The organism is Mycobacterium sp. Aquia_213 (assembly GCF_026625985.1).
Lineage (GTDB): Bacteria > Actinomycetota > Actinomycetes > Mycobacteriales > Mycobacteriaceae > Mycobacterium.
Window position 1 is genome coordinate 1,649,940 of the sequence record NZ_CP113116.1, and the last position, 18,181, is coordinate 1,668,120.

An 18,181-nucleotide genomic window follows, 5' to 3' on the forward strand; every position below is an offset into this window, starting at 1 on the left:
GCCTGGAGGTTCCGATGGTGACCTTTCTCAAGCGAGCCTGGGTGCCGATCGTGGTCGTGGTGGCAGTTGCCCTCGGCGGTGTTGCCGTCGCCCGGCTGCGCGGCGTCTTTGGCTCCGACGCGATCTTCACGGCGGCCGGCAGCAGTGCCGCGCCGCTCGAGCCGTCGCACGTCAAGCGGGTGACATACGAGGTTTATGGGCCGACCGACACAACAGGAAGCGTGAGCTATCTGGACAAGAAGGCCCAGCCCGAACAGGCCGACTTCAGCAGCCTGCCGTGGACCTTCACAATCACAACCACGGTGCCGGCCGTAATCGCCAGCGTGGTGGCGCAGGGCAATAGTGACAACATCGGGTGCCGCATCACCGTCAACGGTGAGGTCAAGGACGACAGGTCCGTGGCCGGGCGCAACGCACAAGCCTCCTGTTTGGTGAAAGCGGCATGAACACCGATAACGAGGCCCGTCCGAGGTACATGCGGTTCATCCGCAGGTTCGCCTGGCCCATCATCATCGGATGGCTACTTCTGACAGTGGCGCTGAATGTGCTTGTGCCACCGATCGAGTCAGTCGCGCGAAACCACGCGGTGACGATGTCGCCCCAGGACGCGCCGGCGATGATCGCCGCGAAACGCATCGGCTCAACCTTTCACGAATCGGACTCCGACAGCACCGCGATGATCGTCCTGGAGAGCGACAAACCTCTCGGCGACGAGGCGCACCGCTACTACGACGGCTTGGTGAAAAAGCTGCAGGCCGACGGCAAGCACGTGCAGCATGTGCAGAACGTGTGGGGAGATCCACTCACCGCCGCCGGCGTGCAGAGCCGAGATGGCAAAGCCGCTTACGTTCAACTCAGTCTGGCCGGCAACCAGGGCAGCACCCTGGGCAACGAGTCCGTCGACGTGGTGCGGAAGATCGTCGATAGGTCAGCGGCTCCCACCGGGCTCAAGGTTTACCTCACCGGTCCGGCACCGCTGACGACGGACATGAACGAAGCCGCCGACAAAAGCATGTTCAAGATGATGGGCGTCACGGGTCTGGTCATCATGATCATGCTTTTCATCGCCTATCGCTCGATCAGCACGGTGCTTCTGGTTCTCGTTATGGTCGGCTTCGAGATGGGTACGGCCAGAGGGCTTGTCGCGCTGCTGGGGAACAACGAATTGTTGGGATTTTCGACGTTCGTCGTCGCGATGCTGTCGTCGTTGGCGATCGCGGCGGGGACCGATTACGCGATCTTTCTCATCGGGCGGTACCAGGAGGCGCGCCAGGCCGGCCAGGATCGAGAAACAGCCTGGTACACGATGTTCCGCGGGACCTCTCACATCATCCTCGGCTCCGGATTGACGATCGCGGGAGCTACTTTCTGCCTCCACTTGGCGCGGCTGTCGTATTTCAAGGCGCTGGGCATTCCGTCCGCATTGGGATTGCTCGTCGTCGTCGCGGGAGCGATGACCGCCGCGCCTGCCGTTGTCGCCGTGGCTACCCGGTTCGGTTTGCTCGACCCCAAAAGGATGATCAAGACACGTCGGTGGCGACGGATAGGGACCGCGACCGTGCGCTGGCCCGGTGCGGTGTTCGCGGCCTCGCTGGTCATCGCGATCGTCGGCATCCTGATAATGCCGAGCATGAAGGTGAGCTACAACGACCGCTTCTACATACCCGCCGGCCTGCCATCGAATGTCGGATATGCCGCCGCGGAGCGCCATTTCAGTGCTGCCACCATGAACCCCGATATCCTCATGATCGAGAGTGATCACGACATGCGGAATAGCGGCGACATGATCATCCTGGACAGGCTTGCCAAGGACGTCTTTCGTTCGCCCGGAATCGCGATGGTGCAAAGCATTACCCGCCCGTTGGGTGGCCCGATCGAGCACACGTCGATACCGTTCCAGATCAGTGCCCAGTCGATTCCGATCCAGCAGAACATTCAGTTCATGAGGGACCGCACGGCCGACATGCTCAAGATGAGCGACGACCTCGGCGCGATGATCGGTTCGATGGAGCGGATGCAGGGTTTGCTCGGGCAGATGAGCGGTGCAACTCACCACATGGTCGGCGATATGCACGACATGCAATCCACGCTCGACGAGATGCGGGATCATCTGGCGGATTTCGACGATTTCGCGAGGCCGTTCCGCGGCTATTTATACTGGGAACCACATTGTTTCAACATCCCAGTGTGCTGGGCTTCGAGGTCGGTGTTCGAGGCGATCGATGGTGTGGACAAATTCAGCGAGAACATGAGCACGCTGATCAAGGACATGAACAATATCGATGCGGTCATGCCCCAGATGCTTGCCGAGTTCCCACCGATCATCGCCGTCGCCAAATCCATGCAGGGGACTCTGCTCACGATGCACAGCAGCTTCTCGGGCCTGGTCACTCAAATGGCTCAGATGACCGATACGGCGAGCGCGATGGGGCAGGCTTTCGACGCCGCGCGCAGCGGCGACTACTTCTACCTGCCACCGGAGGCATTCCAGAATGCCGACTTCCAGCGCGGTCTGCAGCTTTTCCTGTCACCGGACGGCAAGGCCGCACGCTTCATCATCACCCATGACACGGATCCGGCGACGCAGGCAGGCATTTCCGCGGTCAAGCCCGAACTGGCCGCCGCGCATCAGGCGGTGAAGGGTACAACACTGACCGACGCCAAGTTCTACCTCGCCGGGACGGCGGCCATCTACCGCGACATCCAGTCGGGTTCCCAATACGATCTATTAATCGTCGGGATTGCCGCTCTGACACTGATTTTCGCGGTCATGGTGATTATCACTCGAGCCCTGGTGGCGTCCCTGGTGATCGTCGGCACGGTGCTGCTGTCGTTGGGCGCAGCCTTCGGTCTCTCGGTGTTGGTATGGCAGCACCTCTTCGGCTTGGACTTGAACTGGATCGCACCCGTGTTCGGGTTGATCATCCTGCTCGCAGTCGGCTCGGACTACAACCTGCTGCTGGTGTCGCGTTTCCAGGAGGAGATCGGGGCCGGCCTCAAAACCGGCATCGTCCGGTCGATGGGCGAGACCGGTGGGGTGGTCACCTCGGCGGGCCTGGTCTTCGCCTTCACCATGATGTCGATGGCCGCCAGCGATCTACGCTCTATCAGCCAGGCGGGCACGACAATTGGCCTGGGCCTGCTATTCGACACCCTGGTCGTGCGCTCACTCATGACACCGTCGATCGCGGCACTCCTGGGACGCTGGTTCTGGTGGCCGCAAACAGTGCGCCCGCGTCCGGCCAGCTATATGCTGCTGCCTTTCGGACCGCGTCGCCTGGTTCGCTCCCTCCTTCTGGGTGAGGCCGCCGACGCGGCCAAGTGCCAGGGACATTCCACGGTGGCGAAGACGCCGACGCCGGCGATGATAGGGGCCGATGGTCCCTACCGGGGAGGCGTAGACGTGCGCCATGATTCGAATCATGACGGATGAATCTGAATTACCGGATCCGCGTGCCACCGCGGCCGGACAGTCTCACCCCGACGAACCGCGCGGCCGGCCGAGTCGGCTTGGTCAAGCCGTTTCCTGGGTAGTCATTGCTGCTGGTGTGGTTTTCGTCGTTGCCGTGATCTTCTTCTCGGGGGCCATGTTCGGTTGGTCCTCGGGCCGCGATCATGGCTGGGACCGTGATGGATGGCCCGATGGACGTATGCATCCCGGGACGACCGGGTGCCCGATGATGGGCCCAGGCGGAATGATGAGCCCCGGTGGAATGATGGGGCCAGGCGGCCCGGGCCCATCTCTGGCGTCGTCAGCACCCATCGCGCCACGCCCGTAGCGCGACTCGCGGGAATACCCCCATGGGTATATGAGTTGCAATAATCATGAGCGATCACAACCACTATCACGATGTGCTGAATGACTTGAACCCGCAACATCGCGCGCTGCGGGACATGATCCCGGATGTGTACCGGGGCTTTGGTGAGATGAGCAAGGCGGCGTTGACCTCTGGAGCGCTGGACAAAAAGACCAAGGAGCTCATCGCGTTGGCAATCGGCGTGGTGGCCGAGTGCGACGGCTGCATTGCCTCCCATGCCCAGGGCGCCGTTCGCGCCGGAGCCTCCAAAGAGGAAGCTGCGGAAGCCATTGGTGTCAGCATTCTTATGCATGGCGGCCCCGCCACGATTTACGGCGCTCGTGCGTACGACGCGTTCTGCGAGTTCGCGGATCCGTCGCCGAGTGTGCATTGACGGCGGTGTTTCTCGGTGTGTCGCCGCCACCACGTCACACTCGGCGAACGGTGCGACAGGGCGGTAGCTCAGGCGTTGGCGAGTGCCGGGGGCTTGGCGGCGTTCGGATCGGGGTTGGCGATCGGCAGGCCCATGAAGCGGCGCGCGTTGTCGCCCATGAAGTCGTAGGTGCGTCGCTCGTCCATGTTGTCGGCGTACTTCCAGAAACCCTGCGGCTCGGCCAGCCCTTCGGGATGCGGGTAATCGGAACCGAACAGCACCCGGTCCCAGCCGACGGTGTCGACGACGTCGGCCACACAGCCCTCCCAGAACGGGCTGACCCAGATGTTTCGCCGAAACACGTCGTGTGGATGCTCGGGGAAATTCTGCGGCATCTTCTTCTGTAAATCGGCAAAGTCGTGGAACAGCGGGAAAATCCACGAGCTGCCGTTCTCCACGCTGGCGATGCGCAGCCTGGGGAATCGCGTCAGCGTGCCGTGACAAATCAGGCTGGTGATCATGTCCGCAATTTCGCGGTGGCCCAACGTCATCCAGCGAAAGGCGCTCTGCGCCATGAAATTCTGGGTGTGCGGCGGTTCCCACCTGGAGACGTAGTCGTCCAGCGGTGGGTAGCTGGCGTGCAGCACGATCGGCAGCCCCGCGGCCTCTACGTCACGCCAGAACGGATCGAACTCGGGTAGCGCCGGCGAGCGCCAGCCGTGAATCCCGTTCACCGGTCCGGGTTTGATCAACGCGGCCCGAACATCGTTGTCCAGCAGGTACTCCAATTCGCGCTGGGCGGCATCGACCTCGGACAGATTGATGATCGGCGTGGAGAACACCCGGTTTTCGTAGTTGTAGGTCCAGTGTTCGAGCATCCACTGGTTCAGCGCGTGGATGATCGCGAGCGTCAATTCGGGATCGTCGGCCGACGAGTGCTCGATCAGGCTGGCCAGCGTGGGGTAGTTGAGGGCCTCGACGACGCCCTGGCGGTCGAGTTCGGCGATGCGGTCCTCGGGATTGCGCGTCGCGGCCGGTGCCGTGATCGCCGGGCCCTGCATCTCGCGCAGCGTGAGCCCCTCGGAGTTTTGTCCGGCGAAGAACTTTTCGTGTGCGCCCGGCGCCGCGACGCGTTCGAATGTCGGGTTCGGGATGAAGTCAGAGACTTTGTTGTTGATGATGATTCGGGTCTGACGCCCGATCTGGGCGAACTGGACCGCCCGCGCGTACTTCTCCGGAAGATACTTGGTCAACGATTCCGGAGTTTCGTACATGTGCTGGTCGGCGTCGAAAATCGGCGCCTGGGTGAACTGAGCCATCGAATGGTCCCGTCAGGTCGTCAGGATGGTCGCCGCGGCAGTGCCGGGGGCGCCATACAACTGGGTGAACCCCACCTTCGGATTCCCGGGCACCTGGCGATCGCCCGCCTCACCGCGGAGTTGGCGGACGATTTCGTGGATCTGCCGCAGCCCGGAGGCGCCGATGGGCTCGCCGTTGGCGATCAGCCCGCCGTCGGTGTTGACCGGCATCGGGCCGTTGATCTCGGTCGCGCCGTCGGCCAGCAGCTTCTCCTGGTCGCCGTGCTCGCAGAACCCGCACTCGGCCATGTGGATGATCTCGGCGCCGGCGTCGGTGTCCTGCAGCTGGATCACGTCGACCTCACCGGGAGTCACGCCGGCCTTCTCGAACGCGGTGCGGGCGGCGTAAACCGTTGGTGCCACGTCTTCTTCGACCGGTGCGCAGGTGGTGTTGACCTCGTAAGCGCCGTAGCGCCGGGTGCGGACCTCCACCGCTCGCAGATAGACCGGCTTGGAGGTATAGCGGTGCGCGATGTCGGCCCTACACATCACCGCCGCCGCGGCGCCTTCGTCGGGCGCGCAGAACATGTATTGGGTCAGCGGATAGTTGAGCATCGTCGAGTTGAGGATGTCCTCTTCGGAGATCGGCTTGCGGCGAAAGGCGTTGGGGTTCAAGGCGCCATTGCGGAAGTTCTTGGCGGCGACCTTGGCCAGCGTCTCCTGGGAGATGTTGTGGTCGTGCAGGTAGCGGTTGGCCTTCATGCCGAAGAACTGGGTGGTCAGGTATTGCCCGTTTTCCGCATACCAGCTCGGCATGCCCACCAGTGCCGGGTCTTCGGTGAACGCTCCGCGCGGATGCTTGTCCAAGCCGATCGCGATGCCGATGTCGTAATCGCCCAACCGGATTCCGTCGGCGCAGGTCTTGACCGCACTGGCCGCCGTCGCGCATGCATTGAACACATTGGTGAACGGGATGCCGGTCAGTCCGACCATGCCGACGATCGCGTCCGGATTGGCGACCGTCCAGCTGCCGCCGGTGGCGAATTGGACGTCCTGCCAGGCGATACCGGCGTCGGCGACCGCGGCGAGGATGGCGTCAACGCCCATCTGCATCGCCGACTTGCCCTCGAATCGGCCGAACGGGTGTAGGCCGACCCCGATGATCGCCACGTCATTCGTCACGCTATGGCTCCTGCGTTCTTGAGTTCTTCGATGCGGTCCCAATCCATGCCGATCTCCATCAAGACGAGTTCGGTATGTTCCGAGGCCTGCGGCGCCCGAGTGGTCACCAGCGGCTCGTGGTTGAACTGGACCGGCCCGCGCACGACTTTGAACGGTTCACCACCCGCGGCGACCTCGACTTCGGCGATCATGTCGTTGGCGATGGCCTGCTCGTCGTTGGCCAGGTCGAGCAGGCTCTGGAACGGCGCCCACTGACCCTTCATCGTCTTCAGGTGCTGACGCCAGTATTCAAACGGCTTGGTGGCGAAGGCTTTCGCGATCAGTTCGGCGGCCGCGTTGGCGTTCTGAATCAGCGGCAGCACGTCGGAGAAGCGTTCATCGTCGGCGGCCTCGGGGATGCCGAGATGCTCGAAGGTGTCGCGGATCAGGCCCGTCGGGCTGATGATGCACAGGTTGATCGTGCCGCCGTCGGACGTTTCGTAGTTGCCCATGAAGGGATTCACCGACATTGCGGTGGCCGAACCCGGCATCGGGGTGCGCATCACCTCTCCGGTCTCCATGCCTTGCGTCATGCTGGCGCCGGCGGCCCACCACGCCGTGCTCAACAGCGACACGTCGAGTTCGACCGCCTCCCCGGTGCGCTCGCGATGCAGTAACGCCGCGGAGATTCCGCCGGCGATGAACATGCCACCGATGGAATCGCCGAACGCCGGAATGCCTTGTCCCAGTGCGCCGCCCAACTCCTCCGGGGTCAGCGCGTAGCCGATACCGCTGCGGGTCCAGAACGCCGTCCCGTCGTAGCCGCCGACGTTGCGCTCGGCGCCCTTGTCGCCGTAGGCCGAACCCCGGGCATAGACGATGTTCGGGTTCGCCGCGCGAATGTGCTCGACGTCGAACTTGTGCTGTTGCCGTTGCGATGGCTTGTAGTTGGTCAGAAACACGTCGGAGGTTTTGGCCAGTTCGTAGATCACTTCCTGGCCGCCGGGCGTGGACACGTCGATGCCGACGCTGCGCTTGCCTCGGTTGGGGTGTTCCATCAGCGGATGCCGGTCCGGGTTGACCTGAATGCCACCCATGTTGAGGAAGCCGCGTTGAGTATCGCCGCGCAGCGGGTGCTCGACCTTGATCACGTCCGCGCCCCAGTCGGCCAGGATCGCTCCCGCCGCAGGGACGAACGTGAACTGCGCAACCTCGAGGACTCGAAAGCCCTGCATTACCTTGACCATTTCTCCCACCAACTCCGTCTTCTTCGCACCGGACGTTTCTTAACCGCGGACGCTACTTGGCCTCGAACGTCACGGGAAGGGCGGTCGGCGAGCGGAAGGGTTGACCGAAGATATGCGGGTCGTCATCGGTGAGCAACGTGATGTCGTTCGACCGGTTCAGCAGGCATTCGACCGCGACACGGGTTTCCAGCCGCGCCAGATGCAGACCCAGACAGGTGTGCTCCCCGGCGGCGAAGGAGATGTGCGGTGTGGCCTTACGGAAGATGTCGAATTCTTCCGCTCGTTCCCAGCGCGCCTCGTCGCGATTGGCCGAACCGACGCACACGCCGACCACGGAGCGCGTCGGTATCGTCACGCCTTCCAGCTCGGTGTCCTCGGTGGTGAACCGCTGCACGGTGGTCAGCGGCGTCTCGAAGCGCAGGCCTTCCTCGATCGCCGGCCCGATCAGCTCGCGATCGGCTTGCACCGCGGCGAACTGCTCGGGATGAGTGAGCAACAGATACAGCAGGTTTCCCGAGGACCGGTAGGTGGTTTCGAGTCCGGCGGGCAGCAGCAGTCGTAGGAACGAGTAGATCGCCTCGTCGCTGAGCTTTTCGCCGTCGATCTCGGCCGTGACCAGATCGCCGATGATGTCCTCGGTGGGTTTGGACTTGCGCTTGTCGATCTGTTCGACGAAGTAATCCTTCAGCGCCGCCGACGCTTCGAAGGCCTTCTCGTAGTTGACGTGGTAGCTGATCAACTGCACGGCGCGCTTGCGGAACATCGGCAGGTCTTCGTCGGGCAATCCCAGTAGCCGGGCGATGACGCGGGTGGGGAATTCGAAGGTGTAGTTGCGGACCAGGTCGGCGGTGCCGGTCTCGATGAATTCGTCGATCAATGCGTTGCAGATCGGGCGGACAATCTCCGGCTCCCAGCGGGCCAGCGCCCTGGACTTGAAGGCCGCCGACACCAGGTTGCGATGTTCGCGATGCTTCTTGCCCTCCATCGCCAGGATGGTCGGACCCATGAACAGGCCGATCGTCTTGTCGTAGGGCTTGGAGCTGAACACCCGCCCGTCCCGGAACACCGTGTTGACCGCGTTGAACGACACCGCGGAGTACTCGTTTTTGGGCAGCATGGACTCGGGTGTCTTGGAGTAATCCATGACCGTCCCGCGGAATACACCGGATTGACGACGTTTGTGTGCGAAGTACGGGTAGGGGTCCCGCAGATCGACGGTTTGGTCGCCGGTGCCGGCGGTGTGAACGTTGGTCGTCACCTAAATCTCCAGCATCTTCTTCCATCTCGGCACGAACGGGCGGTCGTTACGTAAGATCGTACTGTAATTATTACAGTAGACAATATGGGCTTAAGATCAGCGGCGTCGTGAGAAGTCGCGGGCGCCTTCCCGCATCCCCGGTCTAACGAGGTCACAATGAGCACACTCGATGAACGCGCGGACAGCACGGTCGACCAGCAGCGGGCGGCGTTAGGCGCGATCCTGGCCAGGCAGCGCCACGCCTTCGTCGCCGACGGACCGCCGGCCCTGGCGCTGCGCCGCAACCGGATCGACCGGCTGATGGCGCTGGTCCTCGACAACACCGACGCGTTCGTCGACGCGATGGCGGCCGATTTCGGCACCCGGTCCAAGGCGGCAACGTTGTTCACCGAGGTCATCGGCATGATCTCGGTGATCGAGCACACGAGAACCCATGTTGCTCAATGGATGCGGGCGACCAAGCTGATGCGCGCGGCCGGACTGTTCGGGCTGCGGGCCGAGGTCCAGCCGTCGCCGCTCGGAGTGGTCGGCATCATCGGTCCGTGGAACTTCCCGCTCAATCTCGTGATTCTCCCGGCCGCGACCGCGTTCGCCGCGGGCAATCGGGTGATGATCAAGATGTCGGAGATCACCTCGCACACCGCCGAGTTGATGAAGGCGACCGCGCCAAAATACTTCGATGCCGACGAACTCGAGATCGTCACCGGCGGACCCGACGTCGCCGCGATCTTTTCGACGCTGCCGTTCGATCATCTGTTCTTCACCGGGTCGCCCTCGGTCGGTGCGTTGGTGCAGCGGGCGGCCGCGCAGAACCTGGTGCCGGTGACGCTGGAGCTTGGCGGCAAGAACCCCGTCGTCGTCGCACCCGGTGCGAACATCCGTCGATCCGCCGCCCGGATCGCGCAGGGCCGCATGGTCAACGGTGGACAGGTGTGCGTCTGCCCCGATTACGTCTTCGTTCCCGACGACCAGATCGACACGTTCGTCGGCGCCGCGCGGGAGACGCTGCGCGACATGTTCCCCAACATCGTCGCCAACGACGACTACTGCTCGAGTGTCAATCAGGCCAATTTCGACCGAGTCGTCGGCCTGATCGACGACGCACGGGCCAACGGCGCCACCGTGGAAACCGTTGCGCCGGAGGGGGAGCTATTGCCCGACCGGGGCTCGCGCAAGATCGCACCGACCATTGTGCGCGACATCGACGACACCATGAAGATCGCCAGCGAAGAGATCTTCGGTCCGGTCCTTGTGGTCAAGGGATATTCGCGCCTGGGCGAGGCCATCGACTACATCAATGCGCGGCCCGCGCCACTGGTGGCGTACTGGTATGGACCCGACGACGCCGACTTCCGCGACTTCGTCTGCAACACCCGCAGCGGTGGTGTTGCCCGCAACGACTTTGCCGCACAGATGATTCCGTCGGCAGCGCCGTTCGGCGGCGTGGGGCGCAGCGGGATGGGCGCCTATCACGGCAAGGCCGGTTTCGATGCGTTCAGCCATCACCGGTCGGTGGTCGGCAGCGATCTGCCGTTCAGCGTCACCGGCAGTGCCGCCCCGCCGTTCGGGAAGTCGATGCGGATGTATGCCGACGCCATGATGCGCGTGACGCGGGCCCGTACCCGCCGCCGGCTCAAGGGCGGTCCGCGCGCCTAGCGCGCGTTGGGATTCAACCTCGCCGCGCGCGCCATCAGGTCGACGTAGCCGACACCCAGTAGCCTCGGCAACGCCGCCATCACCCGACCGTCGGCTCCGATCAGGATTCTGGCGCGGTTCTTCTCGGCTCCGCGCAGGATGGTCCGGGCGGCCTTCTCCGGCGACGTCAGTGCCATCCGCCCGAAGTATTTCGCCGCTTGCTCGGGATCCTCGGTCTCCGCGGTGCGCATGTTGGTCCCGAAGTTGGTGCGCACGACACCCGGGTGCACGCAATGCACGGTCACCGGATGTCGCTCCATGATCATCTCCTGGCGCAGTGCCTCGGTGAAGCCGCGCACCGCGAATTTCGAAGTGCTGTAAGCGCCTTGGTAGGGGACCGCGATCAGGCCGAACGCACTGGACAGGTTGACCAACCGCGCGGGCCGCTCGGTAGTTCCGGATTCGATCAGCTGCGGCAGGAAGGCCTTGGTCCCGCTGACCACGCCGCCGATATTGATGCCGACGAGCCAGTCGAAATCCTTCCAGGACATGTCTGCCACGCTGGCGAACAGGTCGACTCCGGCGTTGTTGAACAACATCGAGGTGGGCCCGAGATCGCGGCGGACGTCTTCGGCGTACCCGCATACCGCGTCACGGTCGGCGACGTCGACCTGATAGGTGGTCACCTGGCCGGACCGGCACATCGCCTGTGTCTGCGCCAGACTCGCCTTGTCGATGTCGGATGCCGCGACGTGCGCCCCGTCCTGGGTGAGCGCGTAGGTCAGGGCGCGCCCGATTCCCGACCCGGCACCGGTGACAACGGCGACACGATCCTGATACTTCATGCTTTCACTCCCGCTTCCAGGATCGTGCGGATCCGGTCCAATGAGATTTCGAGGTTGCGCTGCAGGTCTGTCCGGCGGTCCCAGACCAACAGCGCGAGGCGTTCGAAAAGCAGCACAGAGAACGGCAATTCAACGCACATCTCGAACATCTCGGTCAGGCGCGTGGTCCCGGCGGCCGAACCCGGTTCGATGAGGTAGGTCCACTGGGTCCAATCCCCGCCCAGCACCTGGACGACAAACGAAAACCTCTGCCCTACAACGGCGTCGACGACGTTGGCGTCGGTGCGCCAGCGCCCAAGCCGACGGTGGTTCCACGCCCGAAAACTGTCCGGCCCCAACCACTGCGCGCGGCGGGTCTCCGGACTCCACTCGGGGATGCGCGTGACATTCGCGATGAGCGCGTAGACCTCCTCGGCCGAGGCTCGCAATTCGACCGACGCGCTCAGCGTCTCGCCCTTGTGCAGCACTGTCATGTCAGCCGCCGACGGCCTGCTCGCGCGCCCAGCGATAGTCGGCCTTGCCCGACGGACTGCGCTCGATCACGGGACGGAAGACGATCGCCTTGGGAAGCTTGTAGCGAGCCAGCGATTGCGCTGCGTGCGTGACCAATTCGTCGGCATCGGCGTGCGCCCCCTCGGCCAGCGCGACGACGGCGACGACCTCCTGGCCCCAACGTTCGCTGGGGCGTGCCGCGACCACCACGTCGGCCACCGCGGGATGCGACGCGATCGCGGTTTCAACCTCCTCGACGAAGATCTTCTCGCCCCCGGAATTGATCGTCACCGAATCACGGCCCAGCAACTCGATGCTGGCGTCCGCGCGGTGGCGTGCCCGATCGCCCGGAACCGCGTAGCGCACCCCGTCGATGACCGGGAAGGTCGCTGCGGTCTTGGCCGCGTCGCCCTGGTACCCGAGCGGAATGTAACCGCGCTGGGCCAGCCAGCCGATCCCGTCGTGTCCCGGCGGCAGGATCGACGACAGATCCTCGGCCGCCACGAAGGCGTCCGGGCCGGCGTTGAAGGTGCCGGTGGACACCGCGCCGGACGTCGACAGGTGATGCATCTGCGCGCCGGTCTCCGAGGATCCGACACCATCCACCACAAGGACGTTGGGCAGCGCTTCGATCAAGCGCTGCTTGACATACGGGGTCAGCACGGCGCCACCATTGGCGATCACCGCCAGCGACGACACGTCGGCGATACCCTTCTCGACGGCCGCGAGCAGCGGACGGGCCATCGCGTCGCCGACTACGGTCACCACCGATACTCGCTCTCGCTCGATCGTGCGGACCACGTCCTCGGCATCCAAATGGTCGACGACGGAAGGGAAGACGACGGATTGCCCGGTGGTCAGGGCGGTCATCACGCTCCACTGCGCTGCGCCGTGGATCAGTGGCGGCAAGATCATCAACTTGGTGGCGGTGCTGGCGGCGACGCGTTCCACGATCTCGTCGACCGAGCCGGCCGGCTCGCCGGTCATCAGATTGCGCCCGCCGAACGATGTCATGAAGATGTCGTGCTGGCGCCACAGCACACCCTTCGGCATTCCCGTGGTGCCGCCCGTGTACAGGACGTAAAGGTCGTCGGGGGAGTGCGCTACCGGCGGTGGCCCGGCTGGGCTGGAACCGATGATGCTGTCGTAATCGACTGCGCCGTGCACCAAGTCGTTGCCGGAGTCGTCGGCGATCTGGATCAGCACGCGTAGCCTCGGCAGCTCGGGCAGGACTTCGGCCACCCGTGGCGCGAATGCGGCGTGGTAGACCAACGCGGTGGCACCCGAGTCAGCGAGCAGATATTGCAGCTCGCTCTTGACGTAGCGGAAGTTGACGTTGAACGGGGCGACGCGGGCCGCGAAGGCGCCGAGCAACGACTCGACGAATTCGTTTCCGTTGTAAGCGTACAGGCCCAACAGGTCCTGGCCCACTTCGTGGCCGGCAAGGGCCGAGCGCTCGGTGTGGCAGCCAAGGCCCCGGGTGTGCAGATACGAGGCCAGCCGGTTGGATCGCTCGATGGTCTGGGCGTAGCTGAATCGCTGGTTGCCCTGGATCAGCAGGTCGCGGTCGCCGATCGTGGCCGCGACCGCCTTGGCGACGGCGGGTACCGTGAATTGTGTTGCGGTTTCTGACATTATGCCTTTCACGGCTGGTGGGGTAGCAGGCGGACCATCAGGCCGTTGGCTTCGCTGAGCAGCGATCCATCGGCCGATGTCATCGTCGAGGAGATGAAGACTTTCCGGCCGTCGGTATCGCTGATGCGGCCTTGTGCGATCAATGGTTCGTCGATCGGGGTGATCTTGCGGTAGTCGACGTGCAGGTACGCGGTGCGGGTCGGGCGAATGCCCGCGGTGGAAACCACCATGCCGAACAGCCAGTCGTAGAACAGCGGGATCATGCCGCCGTGCACGGCGTTGTTGCCGCCCACGTGGGACCGGGTGAAGTGCCCGTGCATCGTGACGCCGTCGGGTCCGGATTCCGTCAGGGTCCACGGCGGTAGCAGCGGATGCCCGAGCCCGGGCAGTTCGAGGACGCGGCCGGCGGGTGCCACGTGCTCCGGAGCCTGGTGGCCGTCGAGCAAGGCGGACGCGTTTTCGACGAGCTGTGCGGCGCTTGCCCAGATCGAGCTGTCCGGGTTGGTGGACACCGTCAGATCCTGCAAACGGCGCATCGCCGCAGCGAATCGGCCTAGTTCGGGCGGTGCGTTTTCGACCGGCGAGATTTGCGGAAACCCGCCGCGGGTGCCGGAGGCGGTGTCGGTCATGAGGATCCTTTGGCCTGCTGCTGCCATACCTGGAGCAGATCGTCGGTCGTGGTGATCGTTGCCAGCAGCGACAGCGTGTTGGCTATCATCGCAGCACCGTACTCGGTGGGGATGCCCGCCACGGCGTCGGCGGGGATGACGACGCGGTAGGCCGCGTTGACCGCATCCATCACCAGGTTGGGGATCGCGATGTTCAGCGAAACACCGACCACGACGATCGTGGACACCCCGAGGTTGCGCAGTACCGCGTCGAGGTCGGTGCCGCCCATCGGTCCCACGCCGTGCCACCTGCGCAGCACCAGATCGCTTGGTTGGGGCCCTAATTCGGGAAGCACTTCGGCTCCCGGTGTGCCCGGGGCGATGTCGACCGCGCCGCGACTCATGGTGAAGATCTTGGCGTTGTGGTTGGACCCCAGCCCGTCGCGGCGCCGTTGCACCAAGCAGTGCACGATGGGCACGCCGGCCGCCCGCGCGGCCGGCAGCAGCCGCACGATGTTGGGCAGCGCCTCGCGTCGCGCTTCCTCGGCGAGCATGGCCAACCCGGCATCGGGGCCGATGACCGCACCCTGGCACTCCTGGGCGACGATCGCGGTACGTCCGGGCTCGAGGACGTCGACGAGTCGGCGGCTCATGCCGGTACGTCGTAGAACTGCGTCGCCCATTTTCGTAGTGCCATATAGCCTTTCGCGTCGACCTTGGACAATGCCGGATGTTCGACGTACTTCTGGTAGCGCCAGATTTGCAGGTCGTCGAAGACCGTGGACAGGAACTGCTTTTCGATCACGTCGCGCAGTTTGCCCTGCGGCACGTCGGAGTCATCGCCCGGGATGCGTGGCCACCAAATCGAGTAGAAGAGGTCCGAAACTTCGTCGTCGACCGGCGTGCAGGTGAAAATCAGGCGATGATTCTGCGCGCCCTCGAAGACGCTGATCGCCCCGCCGAGACCGAATAGGTGGCTGTGGAACCGTAAGGCGAGATCGTCCGGATTGTCGCTGCGCGCGTCCGGCCAGCCCGCGATGAATTGCCATTCCTGGTCGACGATCTTCCAGTCCAGCACCCGCGGCGTCACCGTCGCGTGGTGGACGTACTCGAAATGGGCGCTGTCGGGGGCGTTCTCCGCGACGATCTGCGGATGCACCGGCTCGCGCTCGGCGCGCCGGGAGAACTCCGGATATGCCCGGTAGTAGCCCGCCGGGTCCGTCTCGAACTGCGGGAACTTTCGGAAGATGTCCGGCATCTCCCACTGCGGCTCCTTGCCATCCGGGTGATGCCAGATGAACACGCAGTCGTATTGCTCCTGCACGGGATACGACTTCAGCCGCAGCGCTCTGTTGGGGCGGTCCGGCTGGTAGGGGATGTACCGGTTGGTGCCGTCCGGGCCCCAGCGCCAGCCGTGGAAGGGGCACTCGACGCAGTCGCCGATGACCTTGCCGCCGTGACCGATGTGGGCGCCGAGGTGTTTGCAGTGTGCTTCCAGCACGTGCAACTCGCCCGACTCGTCGCGATAGGCGACGAGATCCTCGCCGAAGTACTGCAGCGGCCGCACTTCGCCAACGGGGAATTCCGGGGACCACCCGACCATGAACCACCCGGTGACCTTCCAGGTAAACGGGACTTTCACGGCGGCTCCTCCCAGGTTCTGCTAGATACTAAGCCCGTTACAGTATAGATTTCAGCAGGTCCTCAGAAGTTCGTCCAGGGCGCGGCAGGGAGCGTGATGACGCAAGCGGTTGTCTCGACGGCTGATGAGCTGGAAGAGCTTCGGAAATTGAAGGCGCGGTACTGCCGTTTTCTGGACACCAAAGACGTCGAATCCTGGCGTGGCGTATTCACCCCCGACGTGGTGGTCACCCTGGACATGGCGGTCTCCACCGCCGGCGCGGACCCGATGACCGCACCGCCGATCGAGGGCGTCGACAACTTCGTCCCCACCGTGCTGGGTGGTCTGGAAGGCGTGGCCACCATGCACCATTGCCACACCCCGGAGTTGACCCTCACCTCGGCCACCACCGCCACCGGCATCTGGGCGATGGAGGATCTGCTCATCTTCGGCGACGGCCGCGAGATGCACGGCGCGGGCCATTACCGCGAGACCTACGAGAAGACGGACGGCTCCTGGCGGATCAAGAGCCTGCACCTGACCCGAACGGTCCTGAAGATAAGCGGAGGTGACGATGCCTGAAGCCGATACATCCGTCGATGTACTGGTGATCGGTGCCGGGTTCTCCGGCCTCTACATGCTGCACCGGCTGCGCCAGCTGGGCATTCGTACCCGGGTGCTGGAGATGGCCGAAAACGTCGGCGGCACCTGGCTGTTCAATCGTTACCCCGGTGCGCGATGTGACATCGAAAGTATCGAGTACTCCTACAGCTTCTCCGAAGAGATTCAGCAGGAATGGGTCTGGACGGAGTCGATGCCGGCCCAGCCCGAGATCGAGGCGTACCTGAATTTCGTCGCCGACCGGTTGGACCTGCGTCGCGATATTGCGTTCCACACCAAGGTCGTAGCGATGGAGTTCGACGAAGCGGCCGCGGTGTGGCTGGTGCGCACCGAGTCCGGCGAGTCCTTCGTCACCCCGTTCGTCGTCGCGGCCTCCGGCATCCTGTCGGTGCCGCTGGAGCCCGACATCCCCGGAATGGGGACGTTCGCCGGAACGTCGCTGTTCACCAGCCGCTGGCCCAAGGAGGGCTTCGACCTCACCGGAAAACGGGTCGGCGTGATCGGCACCGGCTCCACCGGGGTTCAGCTCATCCCCGTCGTGGCTCAACAAGCCTTGCAGCTCTGTGTCTTTCAGCGTTCACCCGCATATACCTTGCCCTGGCGCGTGCACCAGTTCGAACCCGGCGAGCTGGACGAGATGAAGGGCCGATACGGCGAGATCCGGGAAGCCCAGCGTGCCCACCCGATCGGGGCGGCGCGGCTGAGCGCCTTTTCCGTGCTGCTGGAAATGCTGAGCAGCCCGCCGATCAAAGCGGCGTCGCGCGAAGAGCAATTGCGTGCCATCGAGGACAACGGTGTGATGGGCGCGCTCAACTGGAGCGACATCTTCTTCGACATCGAAGCCAATCGGATGGCCGGCCAGCTGTACGGCGAGGCGGTGGCCCGCATCGTCAAGGATCCGCAGACGGCGGCATCGTTGGTGCCCGTGCATCCGTTCGCGTGCAAGCGCCCGATCATCGATCAGGGCTACTACGAGACGTTCAACCGGGACAACGTCACGCTCGTCGACCTGCGCAAGGCGCCGATTCGCGAAATAACACCGGACGGTATCCGCACCGAGACCGATGAATACGAGCTCGACGTGATCATCTACGCGACCGGGTTCGACGCGATGACGGGTGCGCTGTCCCGCATCGACATCCAGGGCCGCGACGCGATGTCGCTCGGCGAGTTCTGGGCCACCGAGGGGCCGCTGTCCTACCTCGGGCTGGCGGTCGCCGGCTTCCCGAACCTGTTCACCATCCAGGGCCCGGGCAGCCCGAGTGCGGCCACGAACTTCGTCGCGGCGCTGGAACAACATGTGGAGTGGATCAGCGATTGCATCGCGCATCTGCGCGACAACGGAATCCGCACGATCGAGGCGCTCAGTACCGCACAGCAGGAATGGATCGACCACGCCACCGCGCTCGTCGCACCGACGGTGTTAGTTCACCCATCCTGCAACTCGTGGTACAACGGCGGCAACGTGCCCGGAAAGAAGCGGATGTACATGGGCTATACCGGCGGAATCCCCGAATATCGGCGCCGCTGCGACGAAATCGCCGCCCGCGGATATGCCGGCTTCAAGTTGGCTTAGCTGGTTTAAGGTGA

16 protein-coding genes are annotated in these 18,181 nt (G+C 64.1%); 6 read left to right on the forward strand and 10 right to left on the reverse strand.

The window, feature by feature from the left end; all coding sequences use genetic code 11:
- Positions 1-14: 14 nt before the first annotated feature.
- The 3 genes from LMQ14_RS07915 (at position 15) to LMQ14_RS07925 (ending at position 4,191) form a co-directional block, all read left to right on the forward strand.
- A complete protein-coding gene (locus tag LMQ14_RS07915) occupies positions 15-446 on the forward strand; it encodes an MmpS family transport accessory protein (RefSeq protein WP_267734211.1) in 432 nt (143 codons plus the stop codon).
- Positions 443-3,433, forward strand: coding sequence for an RND family transporter (locus LMQ14_RS07920; RefSeq protein ID WP_267734212.1), 2,991 nt, complete (start codon positions 443-445; stop codon positions 3,431-3,433). The genes LMQ14_RS07915 and LMQ14_RS07920 overlap by 4 nt, the downstream gene beginning before the upstream one ends.
- A 392-nt stretch (positions 3,434-3,825) precedes the next feature.
- Positions 3,826-4,191, forward strand: a complete 366-nt coding sequence (locus LMQ14_RS07925; RefSeq protein ID WP_267734213.1) for a carboxymuconolactone decarboxylase family protein — start codon at positions 3,826-3,828, stop codon at positions 4,189-4,191.
- 68 nt (positions 4,192-4,259) lie between these two features.
- Here LMQ14_RS07925 and LMQ14_RS07930 read toward each other — a convergent pair whose 3' ends face one another.
- From LMQ14_RS07930 to LMQ14_RS07945, 4 genes are all read right to left on the reverse strand, one after another.
- Positions 4,260-5,489 carry an amidohydrolase family protein gene (locus tag LMQ14_RS07930; RefSeq protein ID WP_267734214.1) on the reverse strand — a complete coding sequence of 410 codons (1,230 nt, stop codon included), beginning with the start codon at positions 5,487-5,489 and terminating at the stop codon, positions 4,260-4,262.
- A gap of 12 nt (positions 5,490-5,501) precedes the next feature.
- A complete protein-coding gene (locus LMQ14_RS07935; protein WP_267734215.1) occupies positions 5,502-6,650 on the reverse strand; it encodes a thiolase family protein in 1,149 nt (382 codons plus the stop codon).
- Positions 6,647-7,864: a CaiB/BaiF CoA transferase family protein gene (locus LMQ14_RS07940; RefSeq protein WP_267735407.1), complete on the reverse strand. Its 1,218-nt coding sequence runs from the start codon at positions 7,862-7,864 to the stop codon at positions 6,647-6,649. The genes LMQ14_RS07935 and LMQ14_RS07940 overlap by 4 nt, the downstream gene beginning before the upstream one ends.
- Before the next feature lie 64 nt (positions 7,865-7,928).
- Entirely contained in the window at positions 7,929-9,134 is a 1,206-nt protein-coding gene (locus LMQ14_RS07945; RefSeq protein ID WP_267734216.1) for a cytochrome P450, read from the reverse strand.
- 219 nt (positions 9,135-9,353) lie between these two features.
- On the opposite strand from LMQ14_RS07945, the gene LMQ14_RS07950 reads away from it, so the two are divergent.
- A complete protein-coding gene (locus LMQ14_RS07950; protein WP_267735408.1) occupies positions 9,354-10,790 on the forward strand; it encodes a coniferyl aldehyde dehydrogenase in 1,437 nt (478 codons plus the stop codon).
- On the opposite strand, the gene LMQ14_RS07955 is transcribed toward LMQ14_RS07950, so the two are convergent.
- From LMQ14_RS07955 to LMQ14_RS07980, 6 genes are read right to left on the reverse strand one after another with little or no spacing between them, the layout of a single operon-like run.
- Positions 10,787-11,614 carry an SDR family NAD(P)-dependent oxidoreductase gene (locus LMQ14_RS07955; RefSeq protein WP_267734217.1) on the reverse strand — a complete coding sequence of 276 codons (828 nt, stop codon included), beginning with the start codon at positions 11,612-11,614 and terminating at the stop codon, positions 10,787-10,789. The genes LMQ14_RS07950 and LMQ14_RS07955 overlap by 4 nt on opposite strands.
- Positions 11,611-12,087 carry an SRPBCC family protein gene (locus LMQ14_RS07960; protein WP_267734218.1) on the reverse strand — a complete coding sequence of 159 codons (477 nt, stop codon included), beginning with the start codon at positions 12,085-12,087 and terminating at the stop codon, positions 11,611-11,613. Before LMQ14_RS07960 ends, LMQ14_RS07955 begins: the two co-directional genes overlap by 4 nt.
- A gap of 1 nt (position 12,088) precedes the next feature.
- The gene (locus LMQ14_RS07965) at positions 12,089-13,741 is read right to left on the reverse strand and encodes an acyl-CoA synthetase (RefSeq protein WP_267734219.1); all 1,653 of its coding nucleotides are present in this window, start codon (positions 13,739-13,741) and stop codon (positions 12,089-12,091) included.
- A gap of 8 nt (positions 13,742-13,749) precedes the next feature.
- Positions 13,750-14,370: a PaaI family thioesterase gene (locus LMQ14_RS07970; protein WP_267734220.1), complete on the reverse strand. Its 621-nt coding sequence runs from the start codon at positions 14,368-14,370 to the stop codon at positions 13,750-13,752.
- On the reverse strand, positions 14,367-15,002 hold the full coding sequence (locus LMQ14_RS07975; protein ID WP_267734221.1) for a cysteine hydrolase: 636 nt from the start codon (positions 15,000-15,002) through the stop codon (positions 14,367-14,369). The genes LMQ14_RS07970 and LMQ14_RS07975 overlap by 4 nt, the downstream gene beginning before the upstream one ends.
- The gene (locus LMQ14_RS07980; protein ID WP_267734222.1) at positions 14,999-15,991 is read right to left on the reverse strand and encodes a Rieske 2Fe-2S domain-containing protein; all 993 of its coding nucleotides are present in this window, start codon (positions 15,989-15,991) and stop codon (positions 14,999-15,001) included. The genes LMQ14_RS07975 and LMQ14_RS07980 overlap by 4 nt, the downstream gene beginning before the upstream one ends.
- A gap of 96 nt (positions 15,992-16,087) precedes the next feature.
- On the opposite strand from LMQ14_RS07980, the gene LMQ14_RS07985 reads away from it, so the two are divergent.
- Both LMQ14_RS07985 and LMQ14_RS07990 read left to right on the forward strand, forming a co-directional pair.
- Positions 16,088-16,552: a nuclear transport factor 2 family protein gene (locus LMQ14_RS07985; RefSeq protein ID WP_267734223.1), complete on the forward strand. Its 465-nt coding sequence runs from the start codon at positions 16,088-16,090 to the stop codon at positions 16,550-16,552.
- The gene (locus LMQ14_RS07990) at positions 16,545-18,167 is read left to right on the forward strand and encodes a flavin-containing monooxygenase (RefSeq protein ID WP_267734224.1); all 1,623 of its coding nucleotides are present in this window, start codon (positions 16,545-16,547) and stop codon (positions 18,165-18,167) included. The genes LMQ14_RS07985 and LMQ14_RS07990 overlap by 8 nt, the downstream gene beginning before the upstream one ends.
- Positions 18,168-18,181 lie beyond the last annotated feature (14 nt).

Coding starts and splice junctions, on each gene's coding strand:
- LMQ14_RS07915 (WP_267734211.1), top strand. CDS start 15: ATGGTGACCTTTCTCAAGCGAGCCTGGGTGCCGATCGTGGTCGTGGTG.
- LMQ14_RS07920 (WP_267734212.1), top strand. CDS start 443: ATGAACACCGATAACGAGGCCCGTCCGAGGTACATGCGGTTCATCCGC.
- LMQ14_RS07925 (WP_267734213.1), top strand. CDS start 3,826: ATGAGCGATCACAACCACTATCACGATGTGCTGAATGACTTGAACCCG.
- LMQ14_RS07930 (WP_267734214.1), bottom strand. CDS start 5,489: ATGGCTCAGTTCACCCAGGCGCCGATTTTCGACGCCGACCAGCACATG.
- LMQ14_RS07940 (WP_267735407.1), bottom strand. CDS start 7,864: ATGCAGGGCTTTCGAGTCCTCGAGGTTGCGCAGTTCACGTTCGTCCCT.
- LMQ14_RS07955 (WP_267734217.1), bottom strand. CDS start 11,614: ATGAAGTATCAGGATCGTGTCGCCGTTGTCACCGGTGCCGGGTCGGGA.
- LMQ14_RS07960 (WP_267734218.1), bottom strand. CDS start 12,087: ATGACAGTGCTGCACAAGGGCGAGACGCTGAGCGCGTCGGTCGAATTG.
- LMQ14_RS07965 (WP_267734219.1), bottom strand. CDS start 13,741: ATGTCAGAAACCGCAACACAATTCACGGTACCCGCCGTCGCCAAGGCG.
- LMQ14_RS07970 (WP_267734220.1), bottom strand. CDS start 14,370: ATGACCGACACCGCCTCCGGCACCCGCGGCGGGTTTCCGCAAATCTCG.
- LMQ14_RS07975 (WP_267734221.1), bottom strand. CDS start 15,002: ATGAGCCGCCGACTCGTCGACGTCCTCGAGCCCGGACGTACCGCGATC.
- LMQ14_RS07985 (WP_267734223.1), top strand. CDS start 16,088: ATGACGCAAGCGGTTGTCTCGACGGCTGATGAGCTGGAAGAGCTTCGG.
- LMQ14_RS07990 (WP_267734224.1), top strand. CDS start 16,545: ATGCCTGAAGCCGATACATCCGTCGATGTACTGGTGATCGGTGCCGGG.